Annotated in this window: 16 protein-coding genes; 7 read left to right on the forward strand and 9 right to left on the reverse strand. The window is 73.5% G+C overall.

What is annotated here, in order from left to right:
- Positions 1-132 precede the first annotated feature (132 nt).
- Complete coding sequence (locus GUY59_RS34535) at positions 133-588, reverse strand: GNAT family N-acetyltransferase (protein WP_138204991.1); 456 nt, start codon at positions 586-588, stop codon at positions 133-135.
- 210 nt (positions 589-798) lie between these two features.
- Between GUY59_RS34535 and GUY59_RS34540 the strand changes: the two genes are divergently transcribed.
- The 3 genes from GUY59_RS34540 (at position 799) to GUY59_RS34550 (ending at position 4,784) form a co-directional block, all read left to right on the forward strand.
- A complete protein-coding gene (locus tag GUY59_RS34540) occupies positions 799-2,001 on the forward strand; it encodes a serine hydrolase domain-containing protein (protein WP_201761692.1) in 1,203 nt (400 codons plus the stop codon).
- A gap of 76 nt (positions 2,002-2,077) precedes the next feature.
- Positions 2,078-2,977 (forward strand): CHRD domain-containing protein, encoded by a 900-nt coding sequence (locus GUY59_RS34545; RefSeq protein ID WP_138204993.1) that lies wholly within the window; start codon positions 2,078-2,080, stop codon positions 2,975-2,977.
- A gap of 133 nt (positions 2,978-3,110) precedes the next feature.
- Positions 3,111-4,784 carry a SpoIIE family protein phosphatase gene (locus tag GUY59_RS34550; RefSeq protein ID WP_138204995.1) on the forward strand — a complete coding sequence of 558 codons (1,674 nt, stop codon included), beginning with the start codon at positions 3,111-3,113 and terminating at the stop codon, positions 4,782-4,784.
- Positions 4,785-4,813: 29 nt separating this feature from the next.
- On the opposite strand, the gene GUY59_RS34555 is transcribed toward GUY59_RS34550, so the two are convergent.
- Together GUY59_RS34555 and GUY59_RS34560 are read right to left on the reverse strand one after the other, a co-directional pair.
- The gene (locus tag GUY59_RS34555; RefSeq protein WP_138204997.1) at positions 4,814-5,608 is read right to left on the reverse strand and encodes a hypothetical protein; all 795 of its coding nucleotides are present in this window, start codon (positions 5,606-5,608) and stop codon (positions 4,814-4,816) included.
- 11 nt (positions 5,609-5,619) lie between these two features.
- Positions 5,620-6,105 (reverse strand): hypothetical protein, encoded by a 486-nt coding sequence (locus tag GUY59_RS34560; RefSeq protein ID WP_138204999.1) that lies wholly within the window; start codon positions 6,103-6,105, stop codon positions 5,620-5,622.
- A gap of 196 nt (positions 6,106-6,301) precedes the next feature.
- Between GUY59_RS34560 and GUY59_RS34565 the strand changes: the two genes are divergently transcribed.
- Positions 6,302-7,951 (forward strand): AMP-binding protein, encoded by a 1,650-nt coding sequence (locus GUY59_RS34565; protein WP_138205001.1) that lies wholly within the window; start codon positions 6,302-6,304, stop codon positions 7,949-7,951.
- Here GUY59_RS34565 and GUY59_RS34570 read toward each other — a convergent pair.
- Entirely contained in the window at positions 7,935-9,071 is a 1,137-nt protein-coding gene (locus tag GUY59_RS34570) for an FAD-dependent oxidoreductase (RefSeq protein WP_138205003.1), read from the reverse strand. The genes GUY59_RS34565 and GUY59_RS34570 overlap by 17 nt on opposite strands.
- A 236-nt stretch (positions 9,072-9,307) precedes the next feature.
- On the opposite strand from GUY59_RS34570, the gene GUY59_RS34575 reads away from it, so the two are divergent.
- Positions 9,308-10,066: a phosphotransferase gene (locus tag GUY59_RS34575; RefSeq protein WP_138205005.1), complete on the forward strand. Its 759-nt coding sequence runs from the start codon at positions 9,308-9,310 to the stop codon at positions 10,064-10,066.
- 12 nt (positions 10,067-10,078) lie between these two features.
- The gene (locus GUY59_RS34580; protein ID WP_161714843.1) at positions 10,079-11,185 is read left to right on the forward strand and encodes a HesA/MoeB/ThiF family protein; all 1,107 of its coding nucleotides are present in this window, start codon (positions 10,079-10,081) and stop codon (positions 11,183-11,185) included.
- 12 nt (positions 11,186-11,197) lie between these two features.
- On the opposite strand, the gene GUY59_RS34585 is transcribed toward GUY59_RS34580, so the two are convergent.
- From GUY59_RS34585 to GUY59_RS34600, 4 genes are read right to left on the reverse strand one after another with little or no spacing between them, the layout of a single operon-like run.
- Positions 11,198-12,229, reverse strand: coding sequence for a FecCD family ABC transporter permease (locus GUY59_RS34585; protein ID WP_138205009.1), 1,032 nt, complete (start codon positions 12,227-12,229; stop codon positions 11,198-11,200).
- Complete coding sequence (locus tag GUY59_RS34590) at positions 12,226-13,245, reverse strand: FecCD family ABC transporter permease (protein WP_138205011.1); 1,020 nt, start codon at positions 13,243-13,245, stop codon at positions 12,226-12,228. Before GUY59_RS34590 ends, GUY59_RS34585 begins: the two co-directional genes overlap by 4 nt.
- Complete coding sequence (locus GUY59_RS34595) at positions 13,238-14,083, reverse strand: siderophore-interacting protein (protein ID WP_138205013.1); 846 nt, start codon at positions 14,081-14,083, stop codon at positions 13,238-13,240. Before GUY59_RS34595 ends, GUY59_RS34590 begins: the two co-directional genes overlap by 8 nt.
- Positions 14,080-15,093, reverse strand: a complete 1,014-nt coding sequence (locus GUY59_RS34600) for an ABC transporter substrate-binding protein (RefSeq protein ID WP_138205015.1) — start codon at positions 15,091-15,093, stop codon at positions 14,080-14,082. The genes GUY59_RS34595 and GUY59_RS34600 overlap by 4 nt, the downstream gene beginning before the upstream one ends.
- 82 nt (positions 15,094-15,175) lie before the next feature.
- On the opposite strand from GUY59_RS34600, the gene GUY59_RS34605 reads away from it, so the two are divergent.
- The gene (locus tag GUY59_RS34605; protein WP_171055523.1) at positions 15,176-16,006 is read left to right on the forward strand and encodes a helix-turn-helix transcriptional regulator; all 831 of its coding nucleotides are present in this window, start codon (positions 15,176-15,178) and stop codon (positions 16,004-16,006) included.
- A 186-nt stretch (positions 16,007-16,192) separates the two neighbouring features.
- On the opposite strand, the gene GUY59_RS34610 is transcribed toward GUY59_RS34605, so the two are convergent.
- The gene (locus tag GUY59_RS34610; protein WP_252375119.1) at positions 16,193-18,742 is read right to left on the reverse strand and encodes a beta-glucosidase family protein; all 2,550 of its coding nucleotides are present in this window, start codon (positions 18,740-18,742) and stop codon (positions 16,193-16,195) included.
- Positions 18,743-18,766 lie beyond the last annotated feature (24 nt).

Genomic DNA, 18,766 nt, shown 5'->3' on the forward strand with positions numbered 1-18,766 from the left:
GTGCCAAGGGTGTCGCCCGAGCGGTCCTGTGGTTGTGCTCCGACGCCGCCGCGCCGATCACCGGCGAGACGCTCCACGTTCCCTCGAGACTCTGCTGCGACGCCGGGCGGGGCAGCGGGAGGCCGCGAGACGTCAGAGGGTTCTCGTCATGAACGCGCTGTGCGGGTCGGGCTGGTAGCCGGCGAACGGCTCGCAGTACGCGAAGCCGAACTTCTCGTACAACCGCCGCGCGGGCAGGAAGAACGCCGCCGACCCGGTCTCCAGGCTCAGCCGGGTGAAGCCCATCCTGCGGGACTCGGCGATGATGTGCTCCAGCAGCAGCGACGCGATCCCGCTCTGCCGTCGCGCCCGCGAGGTGCGCATCGACTTCACCTCGGCGTGGCCGGAGTCCAGCCGTTTGATCGCCCCGCAGCCGACGATCGTGTCGCCGTCCATGACCGACCAGAACGTGACCCCGGGCTCGCGCAGCCCGTCGAGGTCGAGCGCGTGCTTGCTCTCCAGGGGCGTGATGGAGCGCATCTGCTGTACGTGCTCGTCAAGAAACGTGGCGATCTCCGGGCTGGACAGGTCGTCGACCACGATCTTCATGCGCGGCTCCTTCCGGCGGTTGTCAGGCACAGCGTGCCATCCCGCTTCGCGCCGGGTTCTGGAGGGGTGCCCGTCAGCCGGCCGCGCGTGACGGGACGCCACTGAAGGGTGCCACGCGCGGCGGGGCGGTAACGCCCAGGAAACGCCTCACCGGATTGGATCGCGTGCCAGGGGAAGACCGTGTCGGTCGTCCGTGGAGGAGGCATGATCATGGAACGTCGATCACCTGTGGCGTCGCGACGATCCTTGCTGGGGGCGATGGGAGCCGCGCCGTTCGCGGTCGCCGGCGGCATTTGGGCAGGACCCGCGTACGCCGCCCCGTCCCGGCGCGGACGCGTACCGAAGGAACTGCGCCCCGGCGGCGAGTACGACCGCTACGTCGCCGCCCGCGCCAAGGCGGACGAGTTCTCCGGCACGGTGCTGCTGGCCCACCGCGGCGAGCCCGTGCTGCAGCGCGCCTACGGCATGGCCGACAAGGCCGGGAAGGTCCGCAACCGCACGGACACCCTCTTCAACCTCGGCTCGATCGGCAAGTGCTTCACCGCCACGGCCGTGCTGCAGCTGGTGCAGCGGCGCAAGGTGGCGCTCCACGAGAAGCTGGGCGCCTACCTGGACGGCTTCCCCGCCGAAGTGGCGAAGAACGTGACCGTGCACCAGCTGCTGACGCACACGTCCGGGGTGGGCAGGCCGCCGAAGATGACGGGGCCGCCTGACCCGGAGGAACGGGCGTGGGACACGGTCGAGGAGGTGTGGGAGGGCACCCAGAAGATCATCAGGGGCCTGCCGACGCAGTTCACGCCGGGCACGCGATACCAGTACAGCAACGACGGGTTCGTCGTGCTCGGCGCCATCGTGGCCGAGGTGTCGGGCCAGAACTACTACGACTACGTACGCGAGCACGTGTTCGCCCCGGCCGGGATGAGACGTACGGACTTCTACACCCGGCCGGAGATCCTGGCCGCGGACGACATCGCCCACTCCTACGCGACCGACCGCGAAACCGGTGCACGTTTCGACTTCACGACGAGCGAGATGGCCCCGTTCGTCGGCCTGCCCGCGGGCGGCTCGTACTCCACGACAGGGGAGCTGCTGAGGTTCGTGACGGCGCTGCGGCAGGACGGCAGGCTGCTCGACCACGCGACCGTCGAGCTGGCCACGAGCGGCAAGACCGTCGTGCCTCCCGAGGAGGGGCAGGACCCGCTGCTGTCGTGCTCCCACTACGGCTACGGGTTCGCGACGCACATCTTCGGCGGCCGGCGGCTCTACGGCCACACCGGGGGCGGCCCGGGTGTGGGCGACACGTACAACGTCTATCCCGATCTGGACTGGGTGTCGGTGACGCTGGGCAACTACGACAGCTCGGGCACCAAGCCCATCCTGCAGCTGGAACGCCGGCTGATCACGGGCGACTAGGCGATGCCCGGACGGTGGTTGAACCCCGGCGGGGGAGGAGGCCGTACCAGGCCGAGAGACCACTGAAAGGGCAATCATGGACATGCGTACCCTCAGCGTTCCCGGCCTGGCCGTCGCCACGGCGCTTGCCGCCGCCTCGCTCGCCCCGGTCCCCGCCGGCGCCACCACGCCCGTGTACCTGGCGGCGGTGCTCGACGGCGCCAACGAGGTGCCCGTCAAGGGGACGAAGGCCGGCGACCAGGACGGCAGCGCGATCGCCGTGTTCCGCGTCCACGGCCACCGGGTCGAGTACGCCGTGCGATGGCACAAGATCGCCGCGCCCAGCGGGTTCCACATCCACCGCGGCCAGGCCGGGGAGAACGGCGAGGTCAAGATTCCGTTCTTCGGCCAGGCGCTGCCCGCGACCCTCCACGCCGTCAAGGGCGCGGTCACCGTCAAGGACCGCGCCCTGCTCGGCCGCATCCTCAACAATCCGGGCAACTGGTACGCCAACGTGCACAATAAGAAGTTCGCCGCCGGAGCCGCGCGCGCCCAGCTGCACCGGATCCGCCCGGTGGCGCTGGAGTCGGTGCTGTCGCACGGGTTCACCACCACGCTCACCACGCGGGCGGACGGGCGGCAGGAGGTCCCGGCGGCAGGCACGAAGGTCGGCGACCGCGACGGCCGCGCCGGCTGGCTGGTGCAGCCGCAGGGCGGGCGGGTGTGGTTCGCCGCCGCGTGGGAACGGATCGGAGCGCCGGTGGGCGCGCATCTCCACCGGGCGCCGAAGGGCAAGAACGGGCCGGTGGCCGTGCCTTTCCTCGCCGCGAAGAAGGGCCTGCCGGCCGGCGTCAACGGCGTCGCGGGCAGCGCCGCCGTCTCCGCCGCGCTGGCCCGCCGCATCTGGAACAACCCCGGCAACTGGTACGCGAATCTGCACACCGCCCAGTTCCCCGGCGGCGCGATCCGCGGCCAGCTCTACCGGGGCGACTGGTAGGCGGGTGGCGTCAGGTGGCGACAGGTGGCGTCACGGCATCGCCCTGCTCGATGCCGTGAAATGTCCGTAATGACTGGATGGTGATGTGGGAGGTCGCTGGGTAGAGATCGCAGCACGGGGAAAGGAGTCTGCGATGAACGTTCCAGCGGGGGGCGGGTACGATTTCCGGCTGCGGGACCTGTCCGACGTGGGAACGTACGTGGTGGACGACCGCGGGCACATCGTGGACGTCAACCCCCGGGCCGAGCAGATCCTCGACCGCGCCGCCTCGACCCTGCTGGGCAAGGACGCCCACGATCTGCTGCACCGCGGGAAGTACGGCGAGCCCCTGCCGCGCAGCCGGTGCACGGTGCGGCAGGCCCTCATCGCCGGCGAGACCCGCCAGGGCGACGATGAATGGCTGGAGTGCGGGAACGGCTCGCTGCTCGCGGTGTCCTGGTTGGTGACCCCCTACCAGAACGGCGAGGGCGACAAGGGCGCCCTGGTGCTCTTCCGCGAGGGATCCACGCCCGGCGCCGCGGAGGGAGGCAGACCGTCCGCGGCGTCGATGGCCGAACTGGACCGGCTGGCCCTGCTGGCGGAGGCGACCGCGACCCTCACCGCGAGCCTGGTCGTCGACGACACCGTACGCCAGCTCATCCGCCTGGTGGTCCCCCTGATGGCGGACTGGGCGGTGGTGGACCTGCTCACCGAGGAGGGCGGGGTGTCGCGCGCCGCCGTGGTGCACTACGAGAACGGCGTCCGGGTGCACCGGCGCGACCTGGAGGGGCCGATGCCGCCCGTGCCGCAGGAGTCCTCGATGCCCCTGTCGCGTGCGCTGCGCGGGGTCACGCCCTCGCTGGTGGGACCGCAGGACTACCAGGGCCCTCCCGACTCGGACATCGCGGTGGCGCAGCGCGAGCTGTTCGACGAGACCGGCATGCACTCCGCGAGCATCGCGCCCATCCGCGGCGTGCGGGAGGTGGTGGGCGCGCTGACCTTGGGACGTTCCGAGCGCTCGGCGGCGTTCACGCCGGACGACATGCTGCTGGCCGAGGACATCGCCCGCCGCGCCGGGCTCGCGCTCGACAACGCCCGCCTGTACGAACGGCAGCGCCGGGTCGCGGAGACCATGCAGCGCCATCTGCTGCCGACGCTGCCCCGCGTGCCGGGGTTGCAGATGGCCGCCCGCTACCTGCCCGCGCCCGACGCCTCACAGGTCGGCGGCGACTGGTACGACGCCTTCGTCCTGTCGGACGGGTCGGCAGGGCTGGTGATCGGCGACGTCGTCGGCCACGACCTCGACGCCGCGGCGGGCATGGCCCAGGTCTGCAACATGCTCCGCGCGTACGCCGGGGAGGTGGAGGAGCCTCCCAGCGTGATCGTGAACCGGCTCGACGAGGCGGTCGTGCGCATGGCCGAGACGACGATGGCGACCGTCGTCTTCGCCCGGGTGGAACGCCTGGAAGGCGCCTGGCGGCTGCGCTGGACCAACGCCGGCCATCCGCCGCCCCTCCTGGCCGAACGCGACGGGCCGGCCCGCTTCCTGGACGAGGGCAGCGGCCTCCTGCTGGGCACCGGGCTGTCCCCCGACCGCGACGACGCCGCCGTCCACCTGCCGCCCGGCGCGGTGCTGCTGCTCTACACCGACGGGCTGATCGAGTCTCCCGGCCACTCCCTCGACGAGGGCCTGGACAGGCTCGCCCGGCAGGCCTCCTCCCTGGCAGACAGGCCCCTGGGCACGATCTGCGACGCCCTGCTCGCCAACGTGCGCCCCACTGACAACGACGACGACGTCGCCATGCTCGCCCTCCGCGTCCCCGGCTGACCCGCACGGCCGACCTGTGCGGTCGCGCGTCAGGACACCTTGGCCGACGCGGCCGCCCAGGTGTTGCACGAGCCGGGGTCGCCGGTGGCGAAACCGCGCCCCACCCAGGAGCGGACCGTGGCGGTCGTGCCGTACCAGCTGTTCCTGCCGTCGTCGTCGCCGACGGGGAGGGTCTTGAAGCGGTGCCAGTCCTTCGCGGAGCGCCCCTTCATGGGCCAGACGCTCTTCATGAACGCGCCGCCCAGGCACGCCGACTGGAGGAAGTAGCGCCGGGACTGCTCACGGGACTCGGCCTTCGATCCGGCGTTCAGTTCCCCGAGGGCGGCCGAGATCCCGGTCAGGTGCTGCACGTGATAGGCGTACATGGAGGCGGCCGTGTGGAACAACCAGAGGTCGGAGGGGGCGGCGGCCCACTCCTTGCCGATCTGGAAGATCAGCGTGCGGGACTTCTCGCAGTACCACGCCTGGGAGTCGGCGCCGTCCACGGGCAGGTCGCAGTGGTCGCTCGGGATCCGGCTCATGTGCCGCACCCTGACCGGCTCGTACGGCAGGCCCGCGCCGGTAAGGTGCCGTTTCCACGCCCGCTCCAGGCAGGCGACGACCGCGTTGACGTAGGCGCGCGCCAGCCTGCGGTCGTCGCGCCTGACCGGCGGCTCCGTGCACTTCGTGGCGGGCAGCGGACCCGCGTCGTAGAGCGCGTTGGCGGTCAGCTCGGAGCGGTCGACGGGATGGCTCGCCGTTTCCGCGGCGGCGGTCGCCGCCCACGGCCAGGTCAGTGGCGCGGCGAGGGCGCCCGCCAGCACCGTGATCATGAAAAGTCTCACGAGGCGTGACTTTAGGGCCCGGCCCCACCGTCCACAAATCGCCGTCGGCCGGTGGAGACCGCGTACGAACGGATCGTCTCCAGGAACAATCCCGTCACGGCCAGCCCGAGAAGCCCGTGGTGCCACCCCCAGCCCACGCCGATGCCGATCAGGCCGTCCACGGCCATGATCCCGCCGCCGCCGCCGACGGCCAGGGCCATCACGGCGAGCACGGGCAGCATCAGCCGCCTGGGCACCCGGCGGCCCAGCGGCAGGACCGTGAGGAGGACCACCCCGGCTCCCGCCACCCCCGACGCGGCCGCGAGCCACTGCGCCGCGGCCGGGTCCAGGAAGTAGCCCGCGGCCTCGGCGGGCGAGACCGGCGGCCCGCCGGGGAACCCGAGCCTCGCCTGCGTGGCGAAGGCGGCCTTCCCTGCGGCGTAACCGAGGAACGACCCCGCCACCCCGTACGCCGGCCAGCGTCGTGCGCGGCGGCGCCGCGGCTCGGATCGCGTCATGCACGTCACCGTACGGCCGCACGCCCCGGCCTCCTTCCCCGCCGCAGGGGAGGAACGTCCCCCGGGCGAGGGAGACGGCTACGTCATTTGTCCACCCACCGCCCGGTCATTTGGGCGGTGTCGCCCGGATCATGCCCGTGCCTACCATGTGGCGCAGCCGACGCGTTCCGCCGGGGGACGAGAAGGGGGCCGATCCGTGGACGTCTCCATCGGCACGATCTGGGAGGCCGTCGCCCGGCGCCTCCCCGGCGCGGTGGCCATCTCCGAGCCGGGCCGCGATCACACGTACGCCGAGTTCGACGACCGGGCGGCGCGGCTGGCCACGGCGCTGGAGCGGGCCGGGGTGGGGCCGGGCGACACGGTGGCCTGCTACCTGTACAACGGCGCGGCCTACCTCGAGACCGTCTTCGCCGCGTTCAAGCTCGGCGCCGTGCCGGTCAACGCCAACTACCGCTACACCGGGAAGGAACTGTCCGCCGTGCTGCGCGACGCCGACGCCGCGGCGATCGTCTTCAGCGGTGAGCTGGCCGCCCACGTCGGCCACGCCGCGCGTACGGTGCCCACGCTGCGCCTGCTCGTACGCGCCGGTGAGCCCGCCGGCGCGGCCGCCGGCCCTCCCGCGACCGGCCTCGACGATCTCCTCGCCGGTACGGAGCCGAGACCCGCCGCGTCACGGCCGAGCACGGACCGCCTGTTCATGTACACCGGCGGCACCACGGGCCGGCCGAAGGGCGTCATCTGGCGGCAGGGCGACCTGCTGCACTCGCTGACGGTGCCGATCTTCCAGCCGCTGGGCGTGTCCGAGCTGCCCTCGACGCTCGACGAGGCGGCGCGGATCGCGGAGACGGCGCACGCCGAGGGCCGGGCGCCCGCGACGCTGCCGGTGGTCCCGCTCATGCACGCCACCGGGCTGTTCAACTCGATGGGCGCCCTGCTCACCGGCGGCCGGGTCATCACGACCCGCCAGGGCGGGCTCGACGCGCGGCACGTCTGGGAGACCGTCGCGGCGCGGCGGGCCGGCACGATCATCGTGGCGGGCAACGCGGTGTGCCGGCCGCTCGTGGACGAGCTCGTCGCGGCGCAGGACGCCGGGAGGACGTACGACCTGACCTCGCTCTCGACGGTGATCAGCTCGGGCACGGTCCTCAGCGACGGGCTCAAGCGTGCCCTGCACGAGCGGGCCGACGTCACGATCATCGACGCGCTCGCCTCCAGCGAGGGAGGGCCGTTCGCCTTCGCCATCACCTCCTTCACCGGCGACCTGCCCAGCCGCTTCCACCCGGTGCCGGCGACCAAGGTCATCTCCTCCGACGGCGCGGAGATCGCCCCCGGCAGCGGGGAGACGGGCGTGCTCGCCTACGCCGGCCCGCTGCCGCTCGGCTACCACAAGGACCCCGCCAGGACCGAGGCCACGTTCCGCGTCATCGACGGCGTCCGCCACTCCGTCCCCGGCGACCTCGCGCGGGTCGAGGAGGACGGCGCGATCACCTTCCTCGGCCGGGGCTCGGGCGTGATCGACACGGGCGGGGAGAAGGTCTTCCCGCAGGAGGTCGAGAACGCGCTGCTCGCCCACCCGGGCGTGGACGACTGCGTCGTGGTGGGCGTCCGGGACGAGACGTGGGGCGAGCGCGTCTCGGCGGTGGTCGCCACCGGGGACGGCACGCTCACGGAGCGGGAACTCCAGGACTGGGTCCGCCGCGGCCTGGCCGGCTACAAGGTGCCGCGCGCCATCGTGCTCCTCCCGGCCCTGCGCAGGACGCCCACGGGGAAGCTCGAAGTGGCGTGGGCCCGCCGCGTGATCGAGCAGGCCGGCGGTGCCCCGGGAGCTCTCAGATCCGGTCGCTGAGGGCGCTGAGCAGGCGTCCGAACCCCCGGGTGGCCAGCCGTGGCGGCGCGGCGCCGTTCATGCGCATGAGGCGCTCGCTCTGCATCAACGTACGCGGGCCGGACACGGCCAGGGTGTTCGAGGCGACGGTGGAGGCCAGGGCCGCCCGCCGCCTGCGCCTGGCGGAGTAGACGCCGACGACCGCGGCCGGGTCGGGCACCGTGGCCAGGCAGTCAACCAGGGTCGCCACGTCCTCAAGGGCCTGGTTGGTGCCCTGCGCCCCGACGGGCGGCATGCCGTGCGCGGCGTCCCCGAGCAGCACGCACCGGTTCTGGCCCCAGCGGCACGGCACCTTGTGCCGGGTGTGCGGGAACAACCCGGCGTCGCCTTCGCGCAGCGAGTCCAGCACCTGCTCGACGGGGGAGGCCCACCCCCCGAACCGTCGGCGTAACATCTCCAGCGGCTTGTCCTCCCTCGGTGTGCCGGGCGACCACGGCACGTCGAAGAACCACTGCATGAGCCCGTCGCCCGCGCTCGCGTAACCGAAGTCGCCCTGCCGGCCGACCATCAGCGTCGTGACCGAGCCCAGGTCGAACGGGGCCGGCGTCAGCCCTTGCCAGATCGCCGCGCCGGTCAGCGCCGCCGGGGCGTCGCCCAGCACGAGGGCCCGCACCCGCGAGTGCACTCCGTCGGCCCCCACCAGGAAGTCGCCGGCGAACTCCTCGCCCGTCCGCGTCCGCACCCGTACGCCGTCGCGGCCGGCCAGCACCTCAGTGACCCGCGCGCCGAACCGTACGGTGCCCTCCGGCAGCCCGTCGTTCAGAAGGGTGATCAACGAGCCGCGCGGGAGCACGCGGGCCGCCGACCCGAACCGTTCCGCCAGCTCCTCCAGGTCGAGTTCCAGCACCGGATGCCCGCCCGCCGTCCGCAGGCGCATCGCCGTCAGCCGCTGCCCCGTCCCCTCCAGGTCGACGCCGACGTCCCCGAGGATCGCCGTGCCGTTGCACCACAAGGTGATGGCCCCGCCTCCCAGCCGCAGCCCCGGCGCCTGCTCCAGCACCACCACCTCGTGCCCGGCGGCGATGAGCCCCCGAGCCGCCGCCAGCCCGCTGATCCCCGCTCCCGCCACGATCACCCGCACCGGCGGCCCCCAAACTCTACGTTTTGTAGTACTACATCTTATAGAGCCATGGCGCCGGCCGCCGGACCGGGGGTCGATCATACGCGGGGGCACGGTCCCGCCGGCGGGCACGGCCTTGCCGGGAACGCGGTCTTGATGGGACGCGGTCGCCGTGCGAGATTTCATGGGGCGAGGACGGAGCAGGAAACCCTCGATCGACGTGAGCCGCCCGGCCGCTGCCCCGATGGGAGGCGCTCGTGACCGGGAGTCGGCTCGGAGGCGGAAACGACGGCGGCGCCGTACGCGTGGGGTCCCAGGTCCGGCGGCCCGTGCGGGCGTGGACGGCGTCCGTGCACGAGTTGCTGCGGCACCTGGAACGCAGAGGGTTCGAGGGGGCGCCCCGGGTGCTCGGCGTCGACGCCGACGGTTACGAGCTCCTCACCTACCTGGAGGGTGACACGGTCGGCGACGCCCTGGTGTGGCCGTGGTGGACCCGCACCGAGGACACGCTCGTGCAGGTGGCGTCGTGGCTGCGGTCCTACCACGAGGCGGTGGCCGACTTCGTGCCGCCCGACGGCGCTCACTGGCGCACCGGCCGGCCGTGGGAGCCAGGGCTCGTCATCGGGCACAACGACGCCAGCCCGTTCAACGCCGCCTACCACGACGGGCGGCTGGCCGGTTTCTTCGACTGGGACTTCGCCGGCCCCACCACGGTGGACTCCGACGTGGCGTCGGTGGCGCTGTGCTGGGTGCCGCTGCACGCCCGCCACGTGGTCGCCGCCGAGGGGTTCACGGAGTTCCGCGCGCGGCCCGCGCGGCTGCGCCGGTTCCTGGACGCGTACGGATGGAAGGGCCGGACGGAGAGCATCATCGAGGACGCCCAGGAGCAGATGAGCGCGCGGGCGCGACTGATCCGCCGGCTGGGCGTCACCGGCGACGGCCTGTACGCCAGGCTGCTGCGCCGCGGCGTCGCCGACGACCTCGACCAGGCCGTTCGCGAACTCGACGACTTCTGAGGAGGCATGCCCGTGACAGAGGCCGCTTGGCGTCCCCGCCTGCGCGACAGCGTGATCGTGCAGACGGACGGCGGCACGCTGCTGTTCCTGTGCCTGGCGGACCGGACCGTCAAGAGATTCGCCTGCGACCCCTTCGTGAAAGACGTGGTGCGGCTGCTCGACGGCACCCGTTCGATCGGCGAGATCGGCGCGCTGGCCTGCGGCGAGAACCCGGAGGCGGAGCAGCGGGTGGCGGAGGTCGTGCAGATCCTCGCGGAGGAACGGCTGCTCAGCAGGACCCGCGACCCCGAACGGGACTTCCGCCTGCTGGGCGAGGAACGGGCCGGGTTCTACGACCGTCAGCTCCGGCTGTTCCAGGACTTCTGCGACGAGGGCCTGGCGCCGGAGACGAGCGGCGTCGGCCTCCAGCGGCGCGTCGACGGCGCGACCGCCGTCGTCTGCGGCGTCGGTGGCATCGGCGGATGGGTGGCGCTCGCGCTGGCCGTCGCCGGCGTCGGGCGGATCCGCCTGTGCGACTTCGACAGGGTCGAACGCTCGAACCTCACCCGGCAGGTGGTGTTCAGGGTCGGCGACGTGGGCGCCCCCAAGGTCGAGGCGGCCGCGGCGAGGTTGCGCGAGGCGAACCCGTACGTCGAGGTCGAGACCTTCGACCGCCGCATCGGCGGGGCCGGCGACCTTGAGGACGTCGTGGCCGGTGCGGACGTCGTCGTCAGCGCGGCCGACCTGCCCACCCCCAACGACGTGGCGGGCTGGGTGAGCGAGGCCTGCTGGCCGCGTGTCCCGCACATCATGGGCACCGGGTACGCCTACCACATCGGCGTGCTCGGCACCTCGATCGTCCCGGGACAGACCGCCTGCTGGGCGTGCGTACGCGCCGAGACGTTCGCCGACCACGGCCGCGTCGGCATGGAGACGGTCGTCGGGAAGCGGGAGAAGGCGGGCGCGATGGGGGCGCTGTGCGGTCTCGTCGGCAACATCCTGGCCTGGGAGGCCATCCGCCTCATCGCCGGCCTGCCGCCGGCGCTCGGCGGCAGGTGGAGCGAGGTGGACTTCTGGCCGCTGGAGATCCGGTCGCGAGCCGTGCCGCGACGTCCCGGCTGCCCCACGTGCGGAACGTGACCGGCCCGCCCGTCAGGCGGCGGTGCCGCGCCTCGTCCGCCGTACCAGCAGGCCGATGAGGTAGCAGCCGCCGATCACCGTGGTCACCACGCCGACCGGCAGCGAGACCGGCGCCAGGAGGAACTGCGCGGCCAGGTCGGCGGCCGGCAGGAGCACCGCCCCCGACAGCGCGGCGGGCCCCAGGGCCACGCCCGCCGAGCCCGTCAGCAGCCGCCCGATCTGGGGCGCGGCCAGCGAGATGAACACGATGGGGCCCGCCACCGCCGTCACCGTCGCCGTGCAGCCGACGCCCGCCAGCACGAGCAGCAGCCGCAGGCGGTTCAGCCGCACGCCCGAGGCGACGGCCAGCTCGTCGCCGAGCGCCGCCTGGTGCATGCCGGGGGACAGGACGGCCAGCAGCAGGGCCAGCGCGGCGACGACGGCGCAGGGCAGGACGAGCTCGTCCCAGTCCACGCCGTTCAGCGAGCCCGCGCTCCAGCCCGTACCGGCGATGGCCACGTCCAGCTCGGCCCTGAGCACGATCCAGGAGTTCAGCGCGGTCAGCATGGCGTTCACGGCGATCCCGACGACGACCAGCCGCATGCCGCTGAGACCCGACCGGAGCGACAGGGCGTAGACGGCCGCGGCGGCGAGCAGCCCGCCCGCGACGGAACCCGCGGCGAGCTGCGCGGACGTGCCGCCCAGCACGGTGATCGCGAACAACGCGCCCGTGTAGGAGCCGGCGTCGAGGCCGATGACGTCCGGGCTGCCCAGCGGGTTGCGCGTCAGGTTCTGGAACACCGCGCCCGCCAGGCCCAGCGCCGCCCCGAACACCAGCGCGGCCGCCACCCGGGGCAGCCGCCACTCCCTGACGACCACCACGGAGTCGCCCTGACCGGCCAGCGCCGCCAGCACCTCCTGCGGCGGCGTCCACGAACCTCCGAGGCACAACCCGAGCACGCCAAGCCCGAGCGCCGAGAGCAGCAGCCCGAGCGACGTCACGAGCGTCCTGCGCCCGGCCCTGACCGAGTACGCGCCCGCGCGCAGCACGACGGAGCCGCTCACAACGGCACCGCCCCGCGCCGCCGTACCGCCCAGATGAGCACGGGAGCGCCGGCGAACGCGGTCACCACGGCCACGGGCACCTCACCGGTCGGCAGCAGCAGCCGCGCCCCGATGTCGGAGGCCACCAGCAGCACCGGCCCCAGCACCACCGTGTACGCCATCAGCCACGGGATCGACCCGCCCGCCACCCGCCTGGCCAGGTGCGGCACCATGAGCCCCAGGAACGCGATCGGCCCCGCCGCGGCGGTGGCGGCCCCCGCCAGCAGCGTCACGAGCACCAGCACGGACAGCCGGGTGCGCAGCACGTGCCCGCCGAGCGCCCGCGCGACCTCGTCACCCAGCACCAGCGTGTTCAGCGGCCTGGTCACGGCGGCGGCGCAGACCAGCCCCGCGGCGATCGTGACGACGGGCAGCAGGAGCGGCGACTGCTCGTGCCCGGCCAGCGACCCGACGGACCAGAACCGGAACCGGTCGAAGACGTCCGGCAGCATGAGCCGCAGGCCGAGCGAGATGCCGGAGAGCACGGCGCTGAGCGCCACCCCGGTCAGCACGAGCCGCAGCGGCGAGGCCGAGCCGAGCGCGTACACCAGGACGGCGGCCAGCGCGGCTCCGGCCGAGGCCAGCGCCAGTTGGGCCCCCTGCCCGGACGCCAGGCCCAGCACGCCGCCGAGGTTGATGGCGAACCCGGCCCCCGCGGTCACGCCCAGGATGCCCGGCTCCGCCAGCGGGTTGCGGGTCAGCGTCTGGACCAGCGTGCCCGCGGTGCCGAGCGCCGCGCCGACGCAGACGCCCAGGATCGTGCGCGGCACCCGTACGTCACGCACGATCAGGGCCGCCTCCCCGCCCGCCGCGCCGGTGAGGGCCCGCCACACCTCGGCGGGAGCGAGGGCCTGCGCGCCGACGCAGACGCTCGCGACCGCCACGGCGAGCAGCAGCACCACGGACACGGCCAGCACGACGGGCCGCCGCGCCCCCCGCACCACGGACGCGGCTGCGCCTACGGGGAGGTCAGTCATCGAGATCGGCGACTCCGCGCTTCCAGTAGCCGGTGAACAGCGAGTCGAGCCGCCCCGCGCTCCACGGGCGCAGCGGCTTGATGTCGCCCGCCTCCCCGGCCGCGAAGAGGAACGAGGGCACGTCCGGCAGCTCCAGCCTCTGTACGGTCTCCGCGAGGAAGGAGCGCTCGCCGTCGCGGGCCAGCCAGACGACCTCCACACCGTCGCGCTGCGCCAGCGGATAGGTGTGCTCGACGGGATCGTCCGTCTCGATGACCAGGTGCGCGCTCACGTCGGGAGGCGACTCCTCCAGCCACCGGGCCGCCGCGGGCAGCGCGGTGGCGTCGACGGCGAACACGTAGTGCCGGTGGTGGTGCGGGAACGCCTTGGCCCCGGGGGGCCCGGCGATCGTCACCTCGTCGCCGACCGCGACGTTCTCCGCCCAGGCCGAGGCGACGCCGCCCGCGTGCAGCACGAAGTCGAGGTCGAGCTCGCGGGCCGCCGCGTCGTAGCGGCGCATGGTGTACCTGCGGGAGGGGGGCAGCGGCCGGGGCCAGTCGAGCGAGAGCTCGTCGTTGGGCACCGGGGGCCTGAGGGTGCCGTCGGGATCAGGGAAGACGATTTTGACGTGGTCGTCGGCCTGGTAGGTGTGGAAACCGTCGAGCCCCGGGCCCGAGACGGTGAGGCGGAGCATGCGCGGGGTCACGAGCTCGCGCGCGGCGACCGTGGCGGTGCGCACGCAGATCGGGTAGCCGATGCGGACCACGCCGGTCCCCGAGGCGTGGTGGGCGGCGACCCGGCCGCGCGGGTCGCGGCGGTCCGCGAGCGGGTCGTGCGCGTGGCGGTGGTGGCCGGTCATGCGCCGAGCAGCGGCGCGAGCGCCTGGTCGACGGCGTCCAGGGTCTTCAGCGCCGAGTCGTACGTGGCCGCCTCCGTGTAGCGCAGGGGGAACGCCCGGCCCGCCTTGACCGCGGGGAGGTTCTTCCACAACTCCGACTTCAGCACGTACGCGACGGACTCGTTCGGCGTGCCGTCGGGCTGCACCGAGTAGGTGATGGCGTCCGCCTCACCGAGGCTCTTCGACAACTCCTCGATCGATGGCGTCTCCGACACGTCGAGGCTTCCCCCGCCCTTCTCCTTGACCTGGCCGTAGTAGGTGACGCCGATGTCCTGGGCGATGTTGGTGCCCCACGAGTCGGCGAACTCCCGCTGGAAGGACCCCTTCGCGACCTCGCCGTACGAGCCGACGTGCCCGAAATCCACGCCCGCCAGCGCGTCCTCGTACTTGGCCGCCAGCTCCGCGGCCTTCTTCTCGTACGCGGCCTTGGCCTGGTCGAAGTTCGCGCCGCGGCCGGCGGCGTCGGCCTGGCGCCGCGACAACTCCCGCCACGCGGACGGCTTCGTCGGGCCGATCGCGACGACGGGCGCGACCGACTTCAGCCGCTCCATGTCTATCTCGGCGAGGACCGGCTTCGGTACGCCGATGACGATGAGGTCCGGCTTGACCTTGGCGATGGCCTCGTAGTTCGTCTCGGCCGCGGTCTCGCCGGCGACCTTCTCCAGGCCGTCGTACGTCGCCCGGTCCTCCCCCGACATCAGCGGCAGCCCGCGCTTCCACGTGGAGATGCCGACCAGCGCGGCGCCGGCCTCGATGAGCACGGGCACCGCGTACCCCGTGGCGACCACCCGCTTGGGGTCGGCGGGAATGGTGACCTGGCCGTTGTCCGCGTCGAAGACGCGGGTCGCGGCGGCCTCGGCGGGCTGCGCGCCGGAGCCGGTCGCGCCGCAGCCGGTCACCAGGGCGGCGAGCCCGGCGACCGGTGCGATGAGCGCCGCCTTGGCGGCACGCCGGAGCTGTGCAAAGAGCATGGAAGGGTTCCTTCACGAGGTGTGGGACGAAGTTAGGTTACCCTTACCAAAGTTGCTCGACGTGTCGCAGGGAGGCCATCCGATGTCGCTGAGACGTCACTCCGTGATGCTCACCGAGCCCACCGGCACGGACCCGCTCTGGTGCGAGGAGTACGGCTACGGCATCGGCCGCCCCAGCGGCATCCTCGTGCTCAAATACCGTTCGGCGCAGGCGCTGGAGTTCGGGGAGAGCCGCCAGGACTTCCTGCACCAGCTCTACTGGTCCCCCGACGGGATCCTGTCGACCCGGCACACCGCGCGGACCCAGTTCGTGGGCCACCGGGAGGCGTTCTGGGCCCACCGCGCCGTCACCCACGAGGTGCGCGCGGCCGACCGGCAGACCGTCTACCGGATCTGCCTGCGCGAGGTGCCGGCCTCGCTCGCCGGCCTGCGCGCGGGGCCCGTCTCGATCGACCGCGAGGCGGCGCGGCTCATCCAGGCCATCGCCCGCCCCGGCAACGACGAGGCGGGCGCGCTGGCTGCGCGCGCCCGCATCCTCGCGGGCCTCGGGGCGACGACCGCCGAGTTCGTCGGCCACCACGCCACCGGCACCGGGTTCGCGGCGGCGGTGGCGCGTGCCCTCTCCCACGACCCCGGCGACGCGGCCCGCCTCGACGAGTGGGCCGAGCGCCTCCACGTCAGCGTCAAGACGTTGCAGCGGGACTTCGAGCGGGAGTTCGGCATGTCGTACTCGCAGGTGCGGACCAAGCTGCGGCTCAGCTCGTCCCGGGTGCTGCTGGAGACCCAGCCGGTGGCCGAGGTGGCCAGGCGGGTCGGCTACTCCAGCCCGTCGGCGTTCATCACGGCCTTCACCAAGGAGTACGGCTGCACGCCCGGCCGCTACACCCGGCAGGGGGAACGGGAGCGCGCGTAACCCCGCCCTCTCCAGGCAGCCCGCCGACCGGGCGGCGAGAAGGCCGCTCCGCCGCCCGCTGACCCGGGCGGTGAGGTCGTTCCACGGTGTGTTGACGTGGGCGGTGAGACGTCGTTCCACGGTGCGCTGAACCGGGCGATGGAAGGTCGTTTCCTGGTGTGTTGACCTGGGTGGTGAGAGGGCGTTTCATGGTGCGGTGACCTGGGCGGTGAGGGGGAGGTCGGCGACGCTGGAACCGGCGTGCACGGTGAACTCGCCCGGCTCGGTCCGCCAGCCCCCGTCCCAGTGCTGGAACGCGCGCCGCGCGAGCGGGATCGTCACCCGCTCGGCCTGCCCGGCGCCGGCCCGCACCACCGCGAATCCCACCAGCCAGCGCACCGGCCGCTCCACCGCGCTCGGCTCCCGCGACAGGTACACCTGCACCACGTGCTTGCCCGCGCGTCCGCCGGTGTTGCGCACGGTCAGGCTCACCTCTCCGGCGCCGGCCGCGAGGTCGTACAGCTCCCAGCTCGTGTAGCCGAGCCCGTGCCCGAACGGGTAGGCGGGCTCGGCCCCGGCGCGCAGCCACGCGCGGTAACCGACGTGCACGCCCTCGTCGTAGAACACCACCCCGTCCACGGGAGCGGTCCGCAGGACCGGCACGTCCGCCTCCTCGCCGGGCCACGTGGTGGGCAGCCGTCCGCCCGGCTCGGCCGTCCCGAGCAGCACGTCGGCCAGGGCGTTGCCGAACTCCTGCCCGCCGAACCAGCCCAGCAGCACCGCGGCCACCTCGTTCCGCCACGGCATGAGCACGGGCGCGCCCGCGTTCACGACGACGACCGTACGCGGGTTGGCCGCCGCGACCGCCCGTACCAGCCTGTCCTGCGCGCCGGGGAGCGCCAGCGTGGCCCGGTCGGCCGCCTCACGCTCGATCTCCGGGCTCGTACCGACCACGATCACCGCCACCTCCGCCCGCCGCGCCGAGGCCACCGCCGCCTCAAGGGCTGCCATCTCGCTCGCCTCGACCTCACCGCCGTGCGCCTCACCGCCGTGCGCCGGGCCGGCGTCCGGTGCGAGGTCCTCGCCCAGGGTGAGGGTCAGGCCGTTGCCCTGCGGCACGCCGTCCAGCCTGGCCGTCAGTACGACCTCCCCGGCGGCGAGCCGCACCGTGACCGAGGCGTGCGGCGGCGAGACCAGGCCGCCGCCGAAGTCCTCGCCCTCGTGCACCAGCTCCCGCTCCAGCACCCGCTGACCGTCCACGGCCAGCGTGGCGAGCCCCGCTCCCGCGACGCCGAGCCGCGCGATGCCCGGCTCCCTCACCTGATAGCGGGTGGTGACCTCCACCGAGGACGTGCCCGCGGGACGGGAGCCGCCCAGCCGGGCGAGGTCGGACGAGCGGCGGTTCTCGCTCAGCAGCTCCCGGCCGCCGGAGTCGAGGAAACGGGCCCGCACCCCCGGCTCGCCCGAGACGGGGTCGGTCAGCCGCCCGATCGGCAGCGGCGCGAGGCCTTCCTGCGTGACGGCGCCGAGGGACCACGTGATCTCGGCGTCCGGCAGCGCGGCGCGCAGCCCGTCCAGCGGGGAGACGACGTACGGCGGGGTCACGGTGGCGCTGCCGCCGCCCTGGCTGCGGAACTGGAGCGCGTTGTGCCCGATCACCGCGACCGACCGGGGGCCGGGAGCGGGCCACGGCAGCTCTCCCTCGTTGCGCACCAGCACCATCCCGTCGGCCGCCACCCGCCGCGCCAGCACGGCACCGTCCTGCGCGGAGATCGCCACGGCCTCCACGAGATCCGCACCGGCGTCCCGTCCCGAAGCGAAAGCGCCGCCGCCCGGCGTGCCGACGTCCGGGCCGGCACCGTCCGGCGTGACGGTGGCCGGGGCGTGAGCGGGGGTGACGCCGTCGAGGGCGCCGACGCGGGCGGCGAGCCGTAGCAGGCGCCGTACCTTCTCGTCGACCACCGCCTCCGGCACGCGCCCGTCGCGCACCGCCGCGACCAGCGCGTCCCCCCACGGCCCGTCCGGTCCGGGCATCGCCAGATCCTGCCTGGCCAGCGCGGCCGGTACGGTCGAGCGCGCGGCCCACCAGTCGGACACCACCACCCCGTCGAACCCCCACTCGTCGCACAGGGGCTCGGCCAGCAGCGGGTTCTCCGTCATGGTGGCGCCGTTGACCGCGTTGTACGCCGACATGACCACCCAGGCCCCCGCCTCCGCCACGGCCTTCTCGAACGCCGCCACGTACAGCTCCCGCAGCGCCCGCTCGCTGACCACGACGTTCGCGGTGAAACGTTCGGTCTCGAAGTCGTTGCCCACGTAGTGCTTCGGGGTCGCGGCGACGCCGAGGCTCTGGACGCCGCGCACGTACGCCGCCGCCAGGTCGGCCGTCAGCAGCGGATCCTCGGAGTAGGCCTCGAAGTGCCGCCCTCCGAGAGGGCTGCGGTGCAGGTTGATCGTCGGCCCGAGCACGACGTGGGCGCCCTTGCGCCGCGCCTCGGCGGCCAGCGCCGTCCCGTAGGCGCGGGCGGTGCCGACGTCCCAGGTGGCGGCGAGCGCGGTGGCGGACGGCAGGTTGACGGCGGGGTCGCGTTCGTCCCAGGTGACGCCGCGGATGCCGGACGGCCCGTCGGACAGCACCATGGCGCGCAGCCCGATGTCCGGGTCGGCGTGGGTGCTCCACTCGTCCGCGCCGGTCAGCAGGCGGACCTTGCGCTCCAGGGTGAGCTTGTCGAGGAGCCGGTCGATCTGGTGGTGCACGGATGCCTCCCGTTGCTCATACGT

Origin of the sequence: Nonomuraea sp. K271 (assembly GCF_009908215.1) — a bacterium.
In the GTDB taxonomy this organism is placed as follows: Bacteria; Actinomycetota; Actinomycetes; order Streptosporangiales; family Streptosporangiaceae; genus Nonomuraea; species Nonomuraea longispora.

Excerpts from the sequence above, each read along its gene's own strand:
- GUY59_RS34535 (WP_138204991.1), bottom strand. The coding sequence starts at position 588 with ATGAAGATCGTGGTCGACGACCTGTCCAGCCCGGAGATCGCCACGTTT.
- GUY59_RS34540 (WP_201761692.1), top strand. The coding sequence starts at position 799 with ATGGAACGTCGATCACCTGTGGCGTCGCGACGATCCTTGCTGGGGGCG.
- GUY59_RS34545 (WP_138204993.1), top strand. The coding sequence starts at position 2,078 with ATGGACATGCGTACCCTCAGCGTTCCCGGCCTGGCCGTCGCCACGGCG.
- GUY59_RS34550 (WP_138204995.1), top strand. The coding sequence starts at position 3,111 with ATGAACGTTCCAGCGGGGGGCGGGTACGATTTCCGGCTGCGGGACCTG.
- GUY59_RS34560 (WP_138204999.1), bottom strand. The coding sequence starts at position 6,105 with ATGACGCGATCCGAGCCGCGGCGCCGCCGCGCACGACGCTGGCCGGCG.
- GUY59_RS34590 (WP_138205011.1), bottom strand. The coding sequence starts at position 13,245 with ATGACTGACCTCCCCGTAGGCGCAGCCGCGTCCGTGGTGCGGGGGGCG.
- GUY59_RS34595 (WP_138205013.1), bottom strand. The coding sequence starts at position 14,083 with ATGACCGGCCACCACCGCCACGCGCACGACCCGCTCGCGGACCGCCGC.
- GUY59_RS34600 (WP_138205015.1), bottom strand. The coding sequence starts at position 15,093 with ATGCTCTTTGCACAGCTCCGGCGTGCCGCCAAGGCGGCGCTCATCGCA.
- GUY59_RS34605 (WP_171055523.1), top strand. The coding sequence starts at position 15,176 with ATGTCGCTGAGACGTCACTCCGTGATGCTCACCGAGCCCACCGGCACG.